We start from the raw sequence: 16,640 nt of genomic DNA on the forward strand, positions 1-16,640 counted from the left end.
CTTGTCGTCGTTTGTTGTCTTTCTTCTGGTCGTTCTTGTCGAAGGTCGGCCTTCGTTGCGAGAACATACTACTCGGTAGGTTTTAGTGCGTCAAAAAAATACCGACGCGGCATGGCGCAGCGTCGGCAGGGAAGGACTGTGGCCGCGGGGCTGCGGCCGCGACCGGGAGCGGACCGGCCTGGACCGGACGGAACCGCCACCGCACGCAAAAAGTCTGCAGGATTTCGACCCCACCTATCTGGCCCCGCCGCGCGGCAGCCACTCCGCCGCGTCGCTGCCCAGCGGCACGGACGGCTGCTCCCAGCGCGCGGGCGTCTCCGACAACTGCGCGGCGTGGCGCACCGTGGTCAGCATGCCGAAACCGGACGGCACTGCTTCCAGCAGGTCGCTGATGTCGTCGATGCGCTGATCCGGCGCCTGCAGCCCCTCCTCGATCCGCCCCAGACCGCGCACCCATTGCGCGGTCTGCGCCAGCGACACGCGCACGTGCCAGCTGCCGCCCTCGGTGGCGCGCCGATGCAGCGCCGCCATCGCTCCCACCGCCAGCAGATAGCCGGCGGCGTGGTCGAGCACCTGGGCGGGCAACGGGCGCGGCGCGGCGCTGCCGGCGGCGCGGGCCTCGGCATCGTTGAAGCCGGTCGCGGTCTGCACCAGCGAATCGAAGCCGCGCTTGCCCGCCCACGGCCCGACATGGCCATAGGCCGACAGCGAGACATAGACGATGCCCGGCCGGGCGCGCGCCGCCGCCTCCGGGCCGAAGCCCAGCGCGGCGAGCCCGCCGGGCCGGTAGCCCTGCAGAAAGACATCGGCGCCGTGCAGCAGCTTGTGCAGCGTGTGCTTGTCGTCGGCATCTCGCAGATCGAGCTGGCAGGAGCGCTTGCCGCGGCCGGTGTCGATCACCAGCGGCGCGATCGACGGCAGATGCGGCGCGGTGACCAGCAGCACGTCGGCGCCATGCGCGGCCAGCGTACGGCCGGCAACCGGGCCGGCGATGATCCGCGTGAATTCGAGCACGCGCACGCCCGACAGCGGGCGTGCATCCTGCGCCGGCAGGTCCGGCAAGGGCATCGGCGGCGCGTCGCCGATCCGCTCGATCACGATCGGCGGCAGCTCGCGCAACGCGGCCGCCTGCGGATGGCGATCCCACTCGTCGAAGCTGCGCATCGCCGCGACCACCAGGCCCGCATCGGAAGCGGCGGTCTCGAAGGCCTCGGCGTCCCATTTGCCCAGCGCAGCCTGCACCTCGTCCTTCTGGTTGGCGCAGCCGAGCAGGCGCAGCACGCCGTCGCGGTGATGCAGGAAGTTGGTGTGCAGCCGGACCCAGCGGCCGTCGCCGCAGCGATAGGCGCCCGCGATCTTGTCCCACAGCTCCGGCGCGGGGCCGCCGTCGACGCGCAGATAGCGTTCGCTGCGAAATTCCGCGATGGCGTGGCGCATGTCCACGGCGACCTGCTGCCAGCGGCCGGTGCGATGCTGCCACAGCGCGGCGGCGGCCAGCGCGGAAGCGGCCAGGCTGGCCTGCGCGGCGGTGCCGACCGCGAACGACGACGGCAGCACCGGTTCGGCGCCGCTCAGCCGCGCCTGCGCAAGGGCGGCCTCGGGCAGGCCGGTGACGCGCCACAGCGCGGCAAGGGTGGCGGCGGGATCGGGCGATGGCATGGCGCTCCTCGTGAACGATGGGGGTGGGATGGCAATGCGATGGCGACGGTGGGGTCGGCACATCGAATCGGCAAATCGAATCGGCAAATCGAATCGGCAAATCGAATCGGTGGCTGCAGCGCGGGCGCGCGCGGCCGGGCCGCTTCGGGATGCACAGGAACTCCATGCTAGCGCGCCGCCCAAGATTGCGCGCGCGGCGGATGCGCCGGCACGGTAAAATCACCGGTTCCCGCCAACCTGCCGGGCCCTCCGGGGCGCCGGCGCGCTGGCCCGGCGCAAATCTGCGCCGTTCCTTACCACGAATTCGAATCCGCCCTGTAGCCGGCCGCGCGACCCGCGGCCCAACCTGGCCAAACCATGAGCCACGACCCGAAAGCCCAAGACAGCACGCCCGCCGCCTCGAACTTCCTGCGCAGCATCATCGACCAGGATCTGGCCGCCGGCACCTACGCCGGCCGCACCGACGCGCAGGGCCGGCCGCTGCCCGCCGTGATCACGCGCTTCCCGCCGGAGCCCAACGGCTATCTGCACATCGGCCACGCCAAGAGCATCTGCCTGAATTTCGGCCTGGCGCGCGACTACGGCGGCCGCTGCCACCTGCGCTTCGATGACACCAATCCGGTCAAGGAAGACACCGAGTACGTCGATTCGATCATCGACGCGGTGCACTGGCTCGGCTTCAGCTGGGACAGCAACGATGCGCAGGGCGGCCCGCAGGCCCACCTGTACTACGCCAGCGACTACTTCGATCAGCTGTACGCCTTCGCCGAGAAGCTGATCGAGCGCGGCGTCGCCTATGTCGACAGCCAGAGCGCCGAGCAGATCGCCGCCAGCCGCGGCAACTTCGCCGAGCCGGGCACGCCTTCGCCCTACCGCGACCGCAGCGTCGAGGAAAACCTGCAGCTGTTCCGCGACATGCGCGCCGGCAAGTACGCCGACGGCGAGCACGTGCTGCGCGCGAAGATCGACATGGCCGCGCCGAACATCGTGATGCGCGACCCGGTGCTCTACCGGATCCGCCATGCGCACCACCATCGCACCGGCGACAAGTGGTGCATCTATCCGATGTACGACTTCACGCATTGCATCTCGGATGCGATCGAGAACATCACGCACTCGCTGTGCACGCTGGAGTTCGAGAACAACCGCCCGCTGTACGACTGGGTGCTGGCCCAGCTGCGCGATTGCGGCCTGCTGCGCGAGCCGCTGCCGCATCAGTACGAATTCGCCCGGCTGAACCTGACCTATGCGATCACCAGCAAGCGCAAGCTGCTGCAGCTTGTCAACGAGGGCCGCGTCGACGGCTGGGACGATCCACGCATGCCGACCATCGTCGGCATCCGCCGGCGCGGCTATACGCCCGAATCGATCCAGCTGTTCTGCGATCGCGTGGGCGTGGCCAAGTCGGACAGCTGGATCGACATGAGCACGCTGGAAGGCGCGGTGCGCGACGACCTCGATGCGCGCGCGGCGCGCGGCGTGGCGGTGCTCGATCCGCTCAAGCTGATCCTGGACAACTACCCGGAAGGCCAGAGCGAGGAGTGCTCGGCGCCGGTCCATCCGAAGCAGCCCGAGCTGGGCAAGCGCGTGTTCCCGCTGTCGCGCGAGCTGTGGATCGAGCGCGAGGACTTCAACGAGAACCCGCCGAAGGGCTATTTCCGGCTGTTCCCGGGCAACAAGGTGCGGCTGCGCTACGGCTACGTGATCGAATGCACCGGCGTCGACAAGGACGCCGACGGCAATGTCGTCGCCGTGCACGCGAACTACCTGCCGGACACCAAGAGCGGCACGCCGGGCGCGGACAGCGTCAAGGTCAAGGGCAACATCCACTGGGTCAGCGCGCAGCACGCGCTGCAGGCGGAGGTGCGGCTGTACGACCGGCTGTTCAACGACCCGCATCCGGATGCCGGCGGCAAGAACTTCCTCGATGCATTGAACGCGGACTCCAAGCGCGTGGTCACAGCGTATCTGGAGCCGGGCCTGCGCGAGGCCAGGGCCGAGGACCGCTTCCAGTTCGAGCGGCACGGCTATTTCGTCGCCGACCGCGTCGACAGCCAGCCGGGCCGTCCGGTCTTCAACCGCATCGTCGGACTGAAGGACAGCTGGGGCAAGTAATTGCCGCGGCCCACGCCGGCGCGCCGAGGAATCGGCGCCCGGCGCCATCTCCAACCCCAAACTTCATCATGCAGACCCTGACCTTCCCGCTGGACCGCGAGCACATCGCGCTGAACGATCTGCTCAAGCTGGCCGGCGTGGCCGACAGCGGCGGCGCCGGCAAGGCGCTGGTCGCTGCCGGCGAGGTTGCGGTCGACGGTGTGCCCGAATCGCGCAAGACCGCCAAGATCCGCGCGGGCCAGGTGGTGACGTTGCCTGGCGTGACGATCCGGGTGGTGGCGGCCTGAGGGCTGCTTGGGAGCCGAGCGCTGCTCGAGACCACCCGAGGGCCGCTCGAGGGCCGCTTGAGCGCCGCTCGAGGACCGCTTGAGCGCCGCTCGAGGACCGCTCGAGGAGCACTCGGAGGCAACTCGAGCGCTGCTGGAGCAGGATCCGGGCACCACATAAGCGCCCCATCGGGCGCTATCTCGCTACGTGACCGCCGGCGATGCGCCGACGACAGAACCAAAGGACAACGCCATGCCGATCGCTTTCTGGTGCGTGCTGATCGCCGGCATCCTGCCCATCGTCACGGTGGGCATCGCCAAATGGGGCGCGCCCGGCTTCGACAACCACGATCCGCGCGCCTGGCTGGAGCGGCAGACCGGCCGCGCCCGCCGCGCGGACCTCGCCCACCGCAACCACTTCGAGGCCTTTCCGCTGTTCGCCGCCGCGGTGCTGTGCGCCAGCCACCTGCAGGCGCCGCAGGCGCGCATCGACGAACTGGCGGTCGCCTTCATCGTGATCCGCGTGCTCTACACCGTCTGCTACCTGGCCGACCGCGCCACGCTGCGTTCGCTGTGCTGGACGCTCGGCTTCCTCTGCGTGCTGGGCATTTTCCTGCTCCCCGTGCTGGTGCCCTGAAGGAGACCGTTGACTTCTGTCACAGGTCGACCCGGCGACACCTGAAATCCCGAAATCTTCTGTAGAATCAGCGCTTTGCAAAATTTGGCCCCGGCTCTTTCGCCCGGGTGCGACGGGACGGGGAATCATGATCGGGATTGGACTGGGGGATGTGGTGGCGGCTTCGCTCGCTGCCGCAGGGGCGTGCTTGATCTGCAGCATTCCGCGCGATTTTGTCGGCCATCTGCGCAACTTCCCCGCCTGGGTGATGCGCACCTACGGCCGCCGCGCCCTGGTGATCCCGGTGCTGGTGATGCTGGTCGTCGGCCGCCTGGTCGAGCTCGGCGTCAACGGGCAGATCGACAGTCCCGCCGGGCAGGCGATGGTGATCGCCGCCGCCTTCCTCGCGCTGGTGATCGCCTCCGCGGTGCTGCGCTTCTACTTCAGCGATTACCGCAAGTCACGCTGACCGCCGCGCCGCGCCGCGCGTGCGGAGCATCCCGCGCGCGGGCGCCGTCGATTCCGCAGTCGATCCCGCTGCGGTTTCCTTTGCCGCCTTCTCTGCCGTTTGTGCTGCGGTGTCGGCTGCTGGTTCCGGCACCCTTCCCTTCCCGCTTCCTCACCATGCCATCCGCACCGTCATGCAGGCGGTGATCGGGTAACATGCGCGCTTTGCCGGCCATGCCGGGCATCCTGCCCGCGCCATCGGCCGGCGCGCCGCCTCCCTCTTCCCCCATGGCCCTGAAGTCCACCATCTGCAAAGCCGAGCTGTCGATCTCCGATATGGACCGGCATTACTATGGCACCCACGCGCTGACCGTCGCGCAGCACCCGTCCGAGAACGACGCCCGCATGATGGTGCGGCTGCTGGCGTTCGCCTGCGAGGCCAGCGAGACGCTGAGCCTGACCCGCGGGCTCGACGAACCCGACGAGCCGGACCTGTGGGAGCGCAGCCTGACCGGCGAGATCGAACACTGGATCGACCTGGGCCAGCCCGACGAGACGCGGCTCAAGCGCGCCGCCTCGCGCGCCGCGCGCGTGACCGTGTTCGCCTACCAGCCCGCCAGCGCGCGCGAATGGTGGAAGGGCATCGCCGGCAAGGCCGGCAAGCTGCGCAACCTGACCGTGCATGCGGTGCCGGGCGAGGCGGTCGACGCGCTGGCCGGCATGGCCCGCCGGGCGATGCGGCTGACGGTGACGATCCAGGACGGCGAGATCTGGTTCAGCGACGACGAGCGCAGCGTGCAGCTGCGCCTGGATACCTGGCAACGGGCCGACGCCTGACGCCTGACGTCTGACGCCAGACGCCAGACGCCAAACCCCTCAACGCTTGCGGGTACACTGCCGGCTCGGCAGCACCGCGCGCGCCAGCCATGGCCGCGCGGCCCGTGCGCCGAATCACCACGCGCATCGCGGCCCCCCAGGCCGCGCCGCGCAGTCACACAAAGGAAAGACCGATGATCACCACTCCTTCCGGCCTGCAATACGAAGACACCGTGACCGGCCAGGGCGCCGAAGCGACCGCGGGCATGCACGTCACCGTCCATTACACCGGCTGGCTGTACGAGAACGGCCAGGCCGGCCGCAAATTCGATTCGAGCAAGGATCGCAACGATCCCTTCGTGTTCCCGCTGGGCGCCGGTCATGTGATCCGCGGCTGGGACGAAGGCGTGCAGGGCATGAAGGTGGGCGGCACGCGCCGGCTGGTGATTCCCGCCGACCTGGGCTATGGCGCACGCGGCGCCGGCGGCGTGATTCCGCCGAACGCCACGCTGCTGTTTGAAGTGGAACTGCTGGCCGTCTGAGGCGGTTGACGCTCCAGAAAGACTGAGCCGGCAGGCCGGCTCAGAAGCCGATCGACGCGTTGCCGACGTCGACGCGGACCCGATCGCGGCCCAGGATATGCGCGGCATGCCGCGCGTACTCCCGGGCCCAGTCCGGATCGCCGGTGAAGCGCTGCTCGCCCGAGAAGCGCGCCACGCTGAGGATCTTGTCGATGACCAGCACCTTGCCCACCGGGCTGGAAGCCTGGCAGTCAAGCTCCGCATACTCCCGATCGAACCAGCGCCAGCCGGCATCGTCGCTGATGCCCGCAAGTTCGGTATCGCCGATGGTGAACTCGAATTCCTTGCCGGTGCCGAAGGCCACCGTAAGCGTTCGCGCCATAGTCCATCCCTCCTGGTAGTTGGCAGCCATTGTAAGGACGGCGCAACATCGGCCGCCACCCCGCCGGCAGCGGGTGGCGCCGTACCGTTGCCCCACGCCGACATCCCACCGCCATGTGGTGTAGCAAGCCTCCCGCTGCCCGGCTTTGCATTATGCTTGCACCATGGCCATCACCCGACAAGATCTCGAAGCGGACCGGCTGCGGACCACGCTGGGCGGTACCCCGGTGGCTTCCTCGCTGCTGTCGGAAGACGCGCTCGAGCGCTCGTTGCGCTCCACGCTCGATCACCGGCCCGACCAGCCGGACATGCACGGTGACGTCTGGCTGTTCGGCTACGGCTCCCTGATCTGGAACCCGATGGTGGTGCACACCGAGCGCCGGCTCGCGACCGTGCACGGCTATCACCGCGGGTTTTACCTCTATTCGCGCATCAATCGCGGCACCTGGGACAACCCCGGGCTGGTGCTGGGCCTGGACCGTGGCGGCAGCTGCCACGGCATGGTGTTCCGCATCCCCAGCCATGTGGTCGAGCAGGAATTCCGCGTGCTGTGGCGCCGCGAAATGATGACCGGCGCCTACCATCCGCGCTGGCTGCGCGTGAAGCTCGATGGCGAGGCGGCCCCGCAGCGGGCGCTCGCCTTCGTGATGAACCGCGCCCACGAGGCCTATGCCGGCCGCCTGCCCGACGAGCGCGTGGTCACCTGCCTGCGGCGCGCCACCGGCCTGTACGGCCCGGCGCGCGACTATCTACACCAGACCCTGCTGGGCCTGGCCACCCACGGCGTCGACGATCCCTATCTCGGCCGGCTGTGGCGGCAGATCCAGGCCGCCGACGCGGAACCGGCCGGCGAGCCGGCCGCGGACAGCGAACCGGCCAACGCCGCCTGAACCGGAGACCGCCATGCCCGCCCCCGCCGCTCGAGCCCGCCGCCTGATGGTTGCCGAAGCGCTGGGGTTGTCGGGGCTGCTGCTCGGCGGCGCATTGCTGTCGGGGCCGGCCGGCGTGTCGATGGCGGCCCGTCCCGGTTCCTCCGCTCCGGCCTCGCCGTCGTCCTCGCCGCGGCCCGCCACGCAGCCGGGCAGCGCCGGCCGGCCGCACAACGCGCTGAGCGCGCTGAACCGCAATCTGCTGACCGCCGCCTCGCTCGGCGATGCGGCGCTGGTGCGCAAGCTGCTGGGCGCCGGCGCCTCGCCGCATGCCGCCGACGAGCGCGGGCGCACCGCGCTGCTGCTCGCGCTCTATCAACGGCATGGCGAGGCCGCCCGCGCGCTGATCCACGCGGGGGCCGATGTCAATCACAAGGACGACCAGGCCAACAGCGCCTTCCTGCTGGCCGCCGCCAGCGGGCAAGTGGAGCTGGTGCGGCTGACGCTGTCACACGGGGCCGATCCGCACAGCACCGACCGCTATCGCGGCACCGCGCTGACGGCGGCCTCGCAGCATGGCAACCCCGAGGTGGTCAAGCTGCTGCTGCAGGCCGGCGTGCCGGTCGATCATGTCAATGCGCTGGGATGGACCGCGCTGCTGGAAGCCATCGTGCTCGGCGACGGCAGCGCGCGCTACGAGCACGTGGTGCAGCTGCTGCTCGATGCGGGCGCCGACGCCAACCTGGCCGATCGCGACGGCGTCACCCCCACGCGGCATGCGCGCGAGCGCGGCTACAAGACGATGGTGAAGATGCTGATGCGGGTGCGCGGGCACTGAGCGGCCGGGCAGGACGCGCCGCCCCGCCCTGGCGCCGCGCGCCCTCAACCCAGGCGCGCGTTCTCCGCTTCCTGCAACTGGCGCCACATCACCTTGCCGGTCCCCGACTTCGGCAGCGCGTCGACGAACTCGACCACGCGCGGGTACTTGTAGGCGGCCATATTGTCCTTGGCCCAGGCGATGATGTCGTCCGCCGTGGTCTTGCCCCTGGCGTGCGCCTTCAGCACGACCACCGCCTTGACCGTCTCGCCGCGATAGGCGTCGCGCGTGCCGATGATGCAGGCCTCCTGCACGTCCGGATGCTTGTACAGCAGGTTCTCGACCTCGGCCGGCCAGACCTTGAAGCCCGACGCGTTGATCATCCGCTTGAGCCGGTCCGTGATGAAGAAATAGCCCTCCTCGTCCATCCGGCCCAGGTCGCCGGTGCGGAAGAAGGTCTTGCCCTCGAACTCGATGAAGGCCTCGCGCGTCGCGTCCGGCTTGCCCCAGTAGCCCTTGAACACCTGCGGGCCGCAGACGATGATCTCGCCGACCTCGCCCGGCGGCAGCTCCTTCAGCGTGACCGGGTCGACCACGCGTGCGTCGGTGTTGAAGGTCGGCACGCCCAGGCACTGCAGCTTGGGCCGGTCCGCCGGATTGCTGTGGGTCGGCGCCATCGTCTCGGACAGCCCGTAGCCCTCGAGATAGTTCAGGCCGAACTGCTCGCGCAGCCGCTCGGCGATCGCCTGCGGCATCGCCGCCCCGCCGCCGCCGATATAGCGCAGGCTCGACAGGTCGAACTCGGCCAGGTTGGGGCTCGCCAGGAAGTCGATCACCATGGTCGGGATATTGGTCCAGTGCGTGACCTGGTAGCGCGAGATCAGCCGGCCCGCCACCTCGCGGTCCCAGCGCGGCAGCATCACCACGGTCGCGCCGCTGTAGATCGGGCCGTTCATGCCGTACTGCATGCCGGTCACGTGGAACAGCGGCAGCACCGACAGGATCACCGACTCGGCGCCCGAGCCCGACCAGGTCGAGCCGCCGACCACGTTGTGCATCACGGACCGATGGGTATGGATGCAGCCCTTGGGGAAGCCGGTGGTGCCCGAGGTATAGGGCATCACCGCCATGTCGTCGGGACCGGCGGTATGCGGGCCGGGCTGGTGGCCGGCCGCCAGCGCGTCGCGCCAGGCCACGGCGCCGGCGGGCAACGCATGCTCGGCGGTCAGCCAGGCCGGCGGCGCGTCCTCGGGGTGCTCGTGGCGCTCGGGCAGCGCATCGGCGTATTGCGTCACCAGCAGATGCTGCAGCTGCTGGTCCTGCGGCAGCTCGGCGTTGGCGGCCGCGGCGCCGCCGGCCAGATCGGCCGAGCAGATCGCCACGCGGGCCTGCGCGTCGGTGATGTAGTGCTTGAATTCCTCGGCCCGGTTCATCGGATTGACCGGCACCACGACCGCGTCGGCGCGCAGGATCGCGTAGTAGCTGACGATGAACTGCGGGCAATTCTGCATGTACAGCAACACCCGGTCGCCCTTGGCCACGCCGGCCTCGCGCTGCAGCCAGCCCGCCAGCGCGGTGGCCTGCGCCTCCAGTTCGCGGAAGGTGATGGCCTTGCCGAAATAGCGGATCGCGGCCTTGTCGGCATAGCGGCGCGCCGACACCTCCAGATTGACCCACAGCGAGGTCTCGGGCAGCACGATGGCGGTGGGCGCCCGCTTGGGCCAGAACTGGAAATGCGGGCGCGCGGCGGGCTTCTGGGTCTGCATGCGTTTGTCTCCTGAGCGGTCTTTGCAACCGGTTCTCGTGCGTCGTTGCCGAGCCATCGTTGTCGAACGACGGGCACCGGCGCTGCCGCGGCCGGCAAGCAGCCCCGGCGGCGAATCGTCAAGCAATATAACCGAACGACCGTTCTATTTCCAAGGGGGTAGATTCCCGCAAGCGGGGTTGAGATGAGCGGCGCCGTCCCCACATCCACACAAGGAAACGGCCGTGCGGCGCGATTCCGCGCCTTGGGCCGAATCATGCGACCCGCGAGTCCCGGCGACTCCCAAGGATTTCCCGGGACTCCCGCGGATCCACGCGATATCAGGCGAATTCACGAACAGCGAGGCAAGGAATGAGCGACGTCACCCTGCAGAACTTCGACCACGACGTGATTGCGCTGTCGCGCAGCGTCCCCGTGCTGGTGGACTTCTGGGCGCCATGGTGCGGACCGTGCCGCACGCTGGGCCCGCTGCTGGAGAAACTCGAGCGCGAGGCCGGCGGCAAGTGGAAGCTGGCCAAGATCAACGTCGACGAGAACCAGGAGCTGGCCGCCCACTTCGGCGTGCGCAGCATTCCCCATGTGGTGGCCTTCGTCGACGGCAAGCCGGTCGACCAGTTCATCGGCGTGCTGCCCGAATCGGGCCTGCGCGAGTTCATCGCGCGGGTCACGCCGAACCCGGGCCAGATCGCGCTGCGCGAGGCGCGCCATGCGGCCGCCGCCGGCAATCGCCAGATCGCGCGCGAGGCCTTCCAGGCCGCGCTGGCCTTCGATCCCGGCTTCGACGAAGCGCGCCTCGACTACATTGCCTTCCTGCTCGACGGCAATGCGCTGGAGGAAGCCGAGGCCCAGTTCGGCATGCTGACCCCGCGCGCGCCGCAGCAGGATGCCTACGCCGCGCTGCAGACCCGGCTCGAGGCAATGAAGGGCCTGGGCGACCTGCCCGACGAGGGCACGCTGACCGGCCGCATCGCCGCCGACCCCGCGGATCTGCGGGCGCGCCTCGATCTGGCCCGGCTGCTGATCGCCCACCGCCAATACGAACCGGCGCTGGAGCAGTTGCTGGCGATCGTGCGCACCGACCGCGGCTTCGAGGACGATGTCGGCCGCAAGACGATGCTGTCGGTGTTCGAGATGATGGGCGACACGCCCGAGGCGGTGTCGCGCTGGCGCCGGCAGTTGAGTGCGGCGTTGAATTGAGGTGGCGGGGCCGAGAGGGCGCGGTTGCGCTCTCTCCCGGCCCTCTCTCCCGGCCCTCTCTCCCGGCCCTCTCCCCCCGGCCCTCTCCCCTTACCCCGCCGGCCCCTCCACGAGCGTAAAGCCGTTCTGCCGCATATAGGCCACCATCGCGGCGTCCTGCTTGCGCACGTGCAGCGCGAACCAGCCGGGCAGTTCCACCACCAGGCGGCGCCCGGTCTCGAAGTCCCCTTCCTGCTCGACCTTCGCGCGGACCTTGTCGACGATCTCCAGCATCTGCCGGTGCTCGCCGGCATGGCATTGGCGCGGGCCGAAGTTCATCGCCTCCATCCACGCTTCCTCCATGTCGAAGTGGTAGCGCGTGTGGTCGATCCACTCGTCCAGCGCGGCCAGAAAGCCCTCGTCGCTGGCGCGCTGGGCGGCCTGCAGCAGCAGCACGAACTCCGCATGGGTATGGTCGGTGACGGGCTCGCCCAGATGCAGGTCGGCCGGCAGCGCGCTGCTGTCGAGATCGGGCGGCGTGGCCGTGGAGGCCGTGGAGGCCGTGGAGGCCGTGGAGGCCGGGGAGGCCGTGGAGGCCGTGGAGGCCGTGGAGGCCGTGGAGGCCGGGGAAGCGGAAGCGGGAGCGGAAACGGTCATGAAGGCGATCGGTTATGCTGCGCGGAATGCCCGAAGGCACAGGGATACGCGCAAGGATACCGAATCCCGCGCCCGGCGCCCGCGTGGACTCCGCTGGTTGCCCGCGTCGTCTCCGCAGGCCGCCCGCTTCGTTCCCGCTGGCTCCCCGCTTCGTCTGCAGAGTTGCCAGCTGGTTGCCCGCCAATCTTCCTCCCTGCTTCCTCGCCCGCTCCCCTTCGATGCCAAGACTGATCTTCTTCTGCGGACATGCCGGCACCGGCAAGACCACGCTGGCCCATCGCCTGATCGGCCCGCTGATGGAGGCCACCGGCGAACCGTTCTGCCTGCTCGACAAGGACACGCTGTACGGCCGCTACAGCGCCGCCGCGATGGGCGCGCTGACCGGCGATCCGAACGATCGCGACAGCCCGCTCTATCTGCAGCATCTGCGCGATCCGGAATACCAGGGCCTGCTCGATACCGCGCGCGAGAACCTGGCGCTGGGCATCAGCGCGATCGTGATCGGCCCGCTGTCGCGCGAGATCCGCGAGCATCGCCTCAGCGACCCGCAGTGGCTCGCGCTGCCGGCCGGCACCACGGTGCGTGTGGTCTGGGTCCATCTGCCCGAGGACGAGGCGCACGCGCGCATCGTGCGGCGCGGCAATCCCAACGATGCCTACAAGCTGGCGCACTGGGAGGACTATCGGCAGCGGCGTTTCATGCCCGATCCGGCCGAGTATCCCGAACTGATCTACTTCGACAACCTTGCGCCCGGCGAGGCGGAGGTGGCGCGGCTGCTTGACGCGCTGCGGGCCTGAGCGCACGAACTCGTCGCGAAGGGGGACAACGGCGGTTGCCGGGCGATATCGCAGGTATCGGTGCCGCCGCGCCCATCTTCCCGGCCCATCTCCCCGGCCCATCTTCCCGGCCATCTTCCCGGCCCCTCTCCCGCAAGCGGCGAGCGGAGAAAACCGCCAGCCGTTGGAACCGGGCCGGTCAGCCAGGCTGCGCGATCGCGCTCAGCGCCACCGATGCGGCGACGAAGCCGAACACCGCGGTGACGGCCACCGACGAGCCGAAGCCCGCGCAGGCCAGCCCCTGCGGCCCCTGCCGCGGATGGGCGGCGTCGGCAAAGGGCGCCTCGTCGATTTCGCAGGCCTGCTGCTCGGGCTCGGGATAGCGCAAGGGCTCATCGGAATACACCGCCGGCAGCCCGAACGGCTTCTTCGGGTCGCGCGGCAGCCCCCATTGCTTGCGCAGCCCGGCGCGGACCTTGGCCAGCAGCGGGTCCTGGATGGTGCGGGACAGGTCGGCCACGCGCACGCGGGTCGGGTCGAGCTGGCCGCCGGCGCCGCCGCAGGTGACGATCGGCAGCCGCTGGCGCCGGGCCCAGCCCAGCATCGCGATCTTGACCTTGACCGCATCGATCGCGTCGATCACGTAGTCATGGCCGGCCAGCAGCGCCTCGACGTTGTCGGGCGTGACGAAATCGTCGACGGGCCGCACCCGCACGCGCGGGTTGATCTGCAGCAGCCGCTGCGCCATCGCCTCGACCTTGGCGCGCCCATACTCGTCGCCCAGCGCGTGGATCTGCCGGTTGGTGTTCGACGGGGCGATATGGTCGAGGTCGATCAGCGTGATGCGCCCCACCGCGTTGCGGGCCAGCGCCTCGGCGGCCCAGCTGCCGACCCCGCCGATGCCGACCACGCAGATGCTGGCCGCCTCCAGCCGCGCCAGGCCATCGGCACCGTAGAGGCGAGCCACGCCGCCGAAGCGCCGGTGGTAGTCGTCGTCCTCGGCGCGGTCATGCGGCAGCGCGGCAGGCAGTTCCGCCAGCGCATGCGCGGCGACGGGATCGTCGTTGCGGTCGGGGCTGGCGTCGGCCCGGAAGTCGGAGCTGGAGGCAGCCCGGGAGTCGGCCCGGGTTTCGACCGGGGAATCGCTCCGGGAATCGCTCCGGGAATCGACCCGGAAGTCGGCCCGGGAGTCTGCGTTAGGGTCGTCGGCCATCGAGGACTTCACCATCGGCTTGGACCCGCCTGCCGAAGCGATGCGAGCACGGCGGCGGGCAAAAAATGCGAAAAGCGCGGGCATCAATGTCAGTCGCATGCCGACAGGAGGGCCCGGCGCGCAACTATACAATAGCCGCAACGTGGTACGTCAGCCGCGCCAGCGCACCGGTCCGGTTCGCGCGTGCGCCGGCCAGGAGCCCCTCATGTCGATGCGCCGCCAGGCCGTGCTGTGGAGTGTGTTGACGCCCTTGGTGTTGATTGCGGCGGTGGTGGCCTTCGTGCTGCTGTTCGACTGGAACCGCCTCAAGCCCTGGCTCAACGAGAAGGTCAGCGATGCCATCGGGCGCCCGTTCGCCGTCAACGGCGACCTGATCCTGACCTGGCGCCGGCCCGAAGGCGAGAGCGGCTGGCGGCGCCTGGTGCCGTGGCCGCGGCTGTCCGCCCGCGACATCACGATCGGCAACCCCGACTGGACCCAGCAGCCCAATCTCGCCACCGCGCGGGAGCTGGTGTTCCTGCTGCGCCCGCTGCCGCTGCTGGCGCGCGAGATCTCGCTGCCGACCATCACCATCGATGGCCCCTCCGTCGCGCTCGAACGGCTGGCCGACAAGCGCAACAACTGGACCTTCCCCACCCGCGAAGACAAGGAGCCATCGCAATGGCACCTGGAAATCGGCGAGGTGGTGCTGACGCGCGGCCATCTGGCGCTGAACGATGCGGCCAGCAAGATCGAGTTGCGCGCGACGCTCGAGACCATCGGCGATGCCGCGCTGTACGACAAGGACCGCGACGGACCCCTCGCGCCGTCATCCGCACCGACCTCGGCACCGACCTCCGCACCCTCGTCCGCGCCGTCCGCATCGGCGGCCCCCGCGCGCGGCGCGAGCGTGCCCACCGCGACCGGGGCTTCGGCGGCCGCGGCCTCGGCGGCAGCGGCCAACAGCAAGGGCGAACCGGTCTACGGCATCCGCTGGCGCGCGGTCGGCCATTACAACAAGGCCACCATCAACGCCAACGGCAAGGCCGGCGCGGTGCTGAACCTGCGCGACGCCAGCCGGCCCTACCCGCTGCAGGCCGATGTGCGCGTCGGCAGCACCCGCGCGCAGATCGAGGGCACGCTGACGGAGCCGGCCCGGCTCGCCGCGCTGGACCTGATGCTGCAGCTGTCCGGCGAGAGCATGGCCGACCTGTATTCGCTGACCGGCGTCGTGCTGCCCGAAACCCCGCCGTATCGCACCAACGGCCGCCTGACCGCGACGCTGCGCAAGGGCGCGTCGGTCTATCGCTATCAGAACTTCACCGGCCGGGTGGGCGGCAGCGACCTGGGCGGCACGCTGACCTATACGCAGCGCGAGCCGCGCCCGCTGCTCGCCGGCGAACTGGTGTCCAGGCAGTTGCGCTTCGAGGACCTGGCGCCGCTGATCGGCGCCGACGCCAAGCCGGGCCAGGCCGCGGCGCGCAGCCCGGTGCGCCAGCCGGCCGACAAGGCGTTGCCGGTGGCGCCGTTCCGCACCGAGCGCTGGGACGATATCGATGCCGACGTGCGCTTCACGGGCCAGCGCATCATTCGCGACGTCGACCTGCCGATCAACAACCTGCAGACCCATATCGTGCTGCAGGACGGCGTGCTGAACCTGAAGCCGCTGAACTTCGGCGTGGCCGGCGGCACCCTGAGTTCGATGCTGCAGCTCAATGGCAAGCGCACGCCGATGGGCGCGACCATCGACATGACGGCGCGCCATCTGAAGATCAAGCAGCTGTTCCCCAACCTCGAATCGATGCGCGCCAGCATCGGCGAGATCAACGGGGCCGCCAAGCTGTCGGCCACCGGCAATTCGGTGGCGGCGCTGCTCGGCTCGTCCAACGGCGAGGCGCGGCTGCTGGTCGAGAACGGCACCATCAGCAAGTTCATCCTCGAGGCGATGGGGCTGAACGTCGGCAGCGTGATCATCGCCAAGCTGTTCGGCGACAAGCCGGTACAGATCAACTGCGGGGTGGCGGACTTCACCTTCACCAACGGCATGGGCCGCGCTCGCACCTTCGTCATCGACACGCAGGACGCGACCATCACGGCCACCGGCGTGGTGGACCTGTCCAGCGAGCGGCTGGGCCTGACGATCAACCCCGACTCCAAGGGCATGCGCGTGTTCTCGCTGCGCTCGCCGCTGTATGTCGGCGGCACGCTGAAGGACCCGCGCGTCAGCCCGGACATCGGCGTGCTGGCGCTGCGGGCCGGCGGCGCGGTGGCGCTGGCGCTGCTGGCGCCGGTCGCCACGGTGCTCCCGCTGATCGATCTGTCGCCGGCCGAGGACAGCCAGTGCGGCAAGCTGCTGGCGGAGCTGCGCAAGCGGCCGACCGCGCCGCCGCCGGGCAAGACCTACCGCGATCGCCGTGCCCCGGCTTCGGCTGCGGCGGCTCCCACGGGCCAGGCGCCGGCGGGCGGCAACGAGCCGGAGCCGCGCCGCCAGAATCCCGCCGCGCCGGCCGCACCGTCGCCCGGACCCAACAGAACGCCGATGTACCAGGGCGGCTGACGCGCTGCGC

16 protein-coding genes are annotated in these 16,640 nt (G+C 69.8%); 11 read left to right on the forward strand and 5 right to left on the reverse strand.

Annotated features, from left to right (window positions below):
• Positions 1-234: 234 nt before the first annotated feature.
• Complete coding sequence (locus K7G19_RS17435) at positions 235-1,659, reverse strand: CoA transferase (RefSeq protein ID WP_226108323.1); 1,425 nt, start codon at positions 1,657-1,659, stop codon at positions 235-237.
• 357 nt (positions 1,660-2,016) lie between these two features.
• Between K7G19_RS17435 and K7G19_RS17440 the strand changes: the two genes are divergently transcribed.
• From K7G19_RS17440 to K7G19_RS17465, 6 genes are all read left to right on the forward strand, one after another.
• Positions 2,017-3,774 carry a glutamine--tRNA ligase/YqeY domain fusion protein gene (locus K7G19_RS17440; RefSeq protein WP_150084220.1) on the forward strand — a complete coding sequence of 586 codons (1,758 nt, stop codon included), beginning with the start codon at positions 2,017-2,019 and terminating at the stop codon, positions 3,772-3,774.
• Positions 3,775-3,842: 68 nt separating this feature from the next.
• Positions 3,843-4,061 carry an RNA-binding S4 domain-containing protein gene (locus tag K7G19_RS17445; protein WP_226108325.1) on the forward strand — a complete coding sequence of 73 codons (219 nt, stop codon included), beginning with the start codon at positions 3,843-3,845 and terminating at the stop codon, positions 4,059-4,061.
• A gap of 232 nt (positions 4,062-4,293) precedes the next feature.
• Positions 4,294-4,677 (forward strand): MAPEG family protein, encoded by a 384-nt coding sequence (locus K7G19_RS17450; RefSeq protein ID WP_149317816.1) that lies wholly within the window; start codon positions 4,294-4,296, stop codon positions 4,675-4,677.
• 127 nt (positions 4,678-4,804) lie between these two features.
• Positions 4,805-5,125, forward strand: a complete 321-nt coding sequence (locus tag K7G19_RS17455; protein ID WP_226108327.1) for a hypothetical protein — start codon at positions 4,805-4,807, stop codon at positions 5,123-5,125.
• Positions 5,126-5,391: 266 nt separating this feature from the next.
• The gene (locus tag K7G19_RS17460; RefSeq protein WP_053821239.1) at positions 5,392-5,940 is read left to right on the forward strand and encodes a YaeQ family protein; all 549 of its coding nucleotides are present in this window, start codon (positions 5,392-5,394) and stop codon (positions 5,938-5,940) included.
• Between the two features lie 173 nt (positions 5,941-6,113).
• Entirely contained in the window at positions 6,114-6,461 is a 348-nt protein-coding gene (locus tag K7G19_RS17465) for an FKBP-type peptidyl-prolyl cis-trans isomerase (protein ID WP_226108329.1), read from the forward strand.
• A gap of 40 nt (positions 6,462-6,501) precedes the next feature.
• Here K7G19_RS17465 and K7G19_RS17470 read toward each other — a convergent pair whose 3' ends face one another.
• Positions 6,502-6,822: a hypothetical protein gene (locus K7G19_RS17470; protein ID WP_149317814.1), complete on the reverse strand. Its 321-nt coding sequence runs from the start codon at positions 6,820-6,822 to the stop codon at positions 6,502-6,504.
• Positions 6,823-6,985: 163 nt separating this feature from the next.
• Here K7G19_RS17470 and K7G19_RS17475 point away from each other — a divergent pair, with 163 nt between their 5' ends.
• Together K7G19_RS17475 and K7G19_RS17480 are read left to right on the forward strand one after the other, a co-directional pair.
• On the forward strand, positions 6,986-7,711 hold the full coding sequence (locus tag K7G19_RS17475; RefSeq protein WP_149317813.1) for a gamma-glutamylcyclotransferase: 726 nt from the start codon (positions 6,986-6,988) through the stop codon (positions 7,709-7,711).
• Between the two features lie 13 nt (positions 7,712-7,724).
• Positions 7,725-8,528, forward strand: a complete 804-nt coding sequence (locus K7G19_RS17480) for an ankyrin repeat domain-containing protein (RefSeq protein WP_187829154.1) — start codon at positions 7,725-7,727, stop codon at positions 8,526-8,528.
• Between the two features lie 44 nt (positions 8,529-8,572).
• Here K7G19_RS17480 and K7G19_RS17485 read toward each other — a convergent pair whose 3' ends face one another.
• Positions 8,573-10,273: a long-chain fatty acid--CoA ligase gene (locus K7G19_RS17485; protein WP_149317812.1), complete on the reverse strand. Its 1,701-nt coding sequence runs from the start codon at positions 10,271-10,273 to the stop codon at positions 8,573-8,575.
• A gap of 350 nt (positions 10,274-10,623) precedes the next feature.
• Between K7G19_RS17485 and trxA the strand changes: the two genes are divergently transcribed.
• Positions 10,624-11,469 carry a thioredoxin gene (trxA, locus tag K7G19_RS17490; RefSeq protein ID WP_226108331.1) on the forward strand — a complete coding sequence of 282 codons (846 nt, stop codon included), beginning with the start codon at positions 10,624-10,626 and terminating at the stop codon, positions 11,467-11,469.
• A 90-nt stretch (positions 11,470-11,559) separates the two neighbouring features.
• On the opposite strand, the gene K7G19_RS17495 is transcribed toward trxA, so the two are convergent.
• Positions 11,560-12,105, reverse strand: a complete 546-nt coding sequence (locus K7G19_RS17495) for a hemerythrin domain-containing protein (protein WP_226108334.1) — start codon at positions 12,103-12,105, stop codon at positions 11,560-11,562.
• Positions 12,106-12,323: 218 nt separating this feature from the next.
• On the opposite strand from K7G19_RS17495, the gene K7G19_RS17500 reads away from it, so the two are divergent.
• Positions 12,324-12,902, forward strand: coding sequence for an ATP-binding protein (locus tag K7G19_RS17500; protein ID WP_149317809.1), 579 nt, complete (start codon positions 12,324-12,326; stop codon positions 12,900-12,902).
• Between the two features lie 178 nt (positions 12,903-13,080).
• Here the strand turns inward: K7G19_RS17500 and K7G19_RS17505 are convergent, their stop codons facing one another.
• Positions 13,081-14,094, reverse strand: coding sequence for a ThiF family adenylyltransferase (locus K7G19_RS17505; RefSeq protein ID WP_226108336.1), 1,014 nt, complete (start codon positions 14,092-14,094; stop codon positions 13,081-13,083).
• A 205-nt stretch (positions 14,095-14,299) separates the two neighbouring features.
• Between K7G19_RS17505 and K7G19_RS17510 the strand changes: the two genes are divergently transcribed.
• Positions 14,300-16,630: an AsmA family protein gene (locus tag K7G19_RS17510; protein WP_150084223.1), complete on the forward strand. Its 2,331-nt coding sequence runs from the start codon at positions 14,300-14,302 to the stop codon at positions 16,628-16,630.
• The last annotated feature ends 10 nt before the right edge of the window (positions 16,631-16,640 follow it).

Source organism: Cupriavidus sp. DB3, from assembly GCF_020418465.1.
GTDB lineage: Bacteria > Pseudomonadota > Gammaproteobacteria > Burkholderiales > Burkholderiaceae > Cupriavidus > Cupriavidus cauae.

What these genes read in the sequence shown, in the direction of transcription:
- K7G19_RS17450 (WP_149317816.1), top strand. Translation starts at nt 4,294, where the DNA reads ATGCCGATCGCTTTCTGGTGCGTGCTGATCGCCGGCATCCTGCCCATC.
- K7G19_RS17460 (WP_053821239.1), top strand. Translation starts at nt 5,392, where the DNA reads ATGGCCCTGAAGTCCACCATCTGCAAAGCCGAGCTGTCGATCTCCGAT.
- K7G19_RS17500 (WP_149317809.1), top strand. Translation starts at nt 12,324, where the DNA reads ATGCCAAGACTGATCTTCTTCTGCGGACATGCCGGCACCGGCAAGACC.
- K7G19_RS17455 (WP_226108327.1), top strand. Translation starts at nt 4,805, where the DNA reads ATGATCGGGATTGGACTGGGGGATGTGGTGGCGGCTTCGCTCGCTGCC.
- K7G19_RS17470 (WP_149317814.1), bottom strand. Translation starts at nt 6,822, where the DNA reads ATGGCGCGAACGCTTACGGTGGCCTTCGGCACCGGCAAGGAATTCGAG.
- trxA (WP_226108331.1), top strand. Translation starts at nt 10,624, where the DNA reads ATGAGCGACGTCACCCTGCAGAACTTCGACCACGACGTGATTGCGCTG.
- K7G19_RS17465 (WP_226108329.1), top strand. Translation starts at nt 6,114, where the DNA reads ATGATCACCACTCCTTCCGGCCTGCAATACGAAGACACCGTGACCGGC.
- K7G19_RS17510 (WP_150084223.1), top strand. Translation starts at nt 14,300, where the DNA reads ATGTCGATGCGCCGCCAGGCCGTGCTGTGGAGTGTGTTGACGCCCTTG.
- K7G19_RS17485 (WP_149317812.1), bottom strand. Translation starts at nt 10,273, where the DNA reads ATGCAGACCCAGAAGCCCGCCGCGCGCCCGCATTTCCAGTTCTGGCCC.
- K7G19_RS17435 (WP_226108323.1), bottom strand. Translation starts at nt 1,659, where the DNA reads ATGCCATCGCCCGATCCCGCCGCCACCCTTGCCGCGCTGTGGCGCGTC.
- K7G19_RS17495 (WP_226108334.1), bottom strand. Translation starts at nt 12,105, where the DNA reads ATGACCGTTTCCGCTCCCGCTTCCGCTTCCCCGGCCTCCACGGCCTCC.
- K7G19_RS17480 (WP_187829154.1), top strand. Translation starts at nt 7,725, where the DNA reads ATGCCCGCCCCCGCCGCTCGAGCCCGCCGCCTGATGGTTGCCGAAGCG.
- K7G19_RS17475 (WP_149317813.1), top strand. Translation starts at nt 6,986, where the DNA reads ATGGCCATCACCCGACAAGATCTCGAAGCGGACCGGCTGCGGACCACG.
- K7G19_RS17445 (WP_226108325.1), top strand. Translation starts at nt 3,843, where the DNA reads ATGCAGACCCTGACCTTCCCGCTGGACCGCGAGCACATCGCGCTGAAC.
- K7G19_RS17505 (WP_226108336.1), bottom strand. Translation starts at nt 14,094, where the DNA reads ATGGCCGACGACCCTAACGCAGACTCCCGGGCCGACTTCCGGGTCGAT.
- K7G19_RS17440 (WP_150084220.1), top strand. Translation starts at nt 2,017, where the DNA reads ATGAGCCACGACCCGAAAGCCCAAGACAGCACGCCCGCCGCCTCGAAC.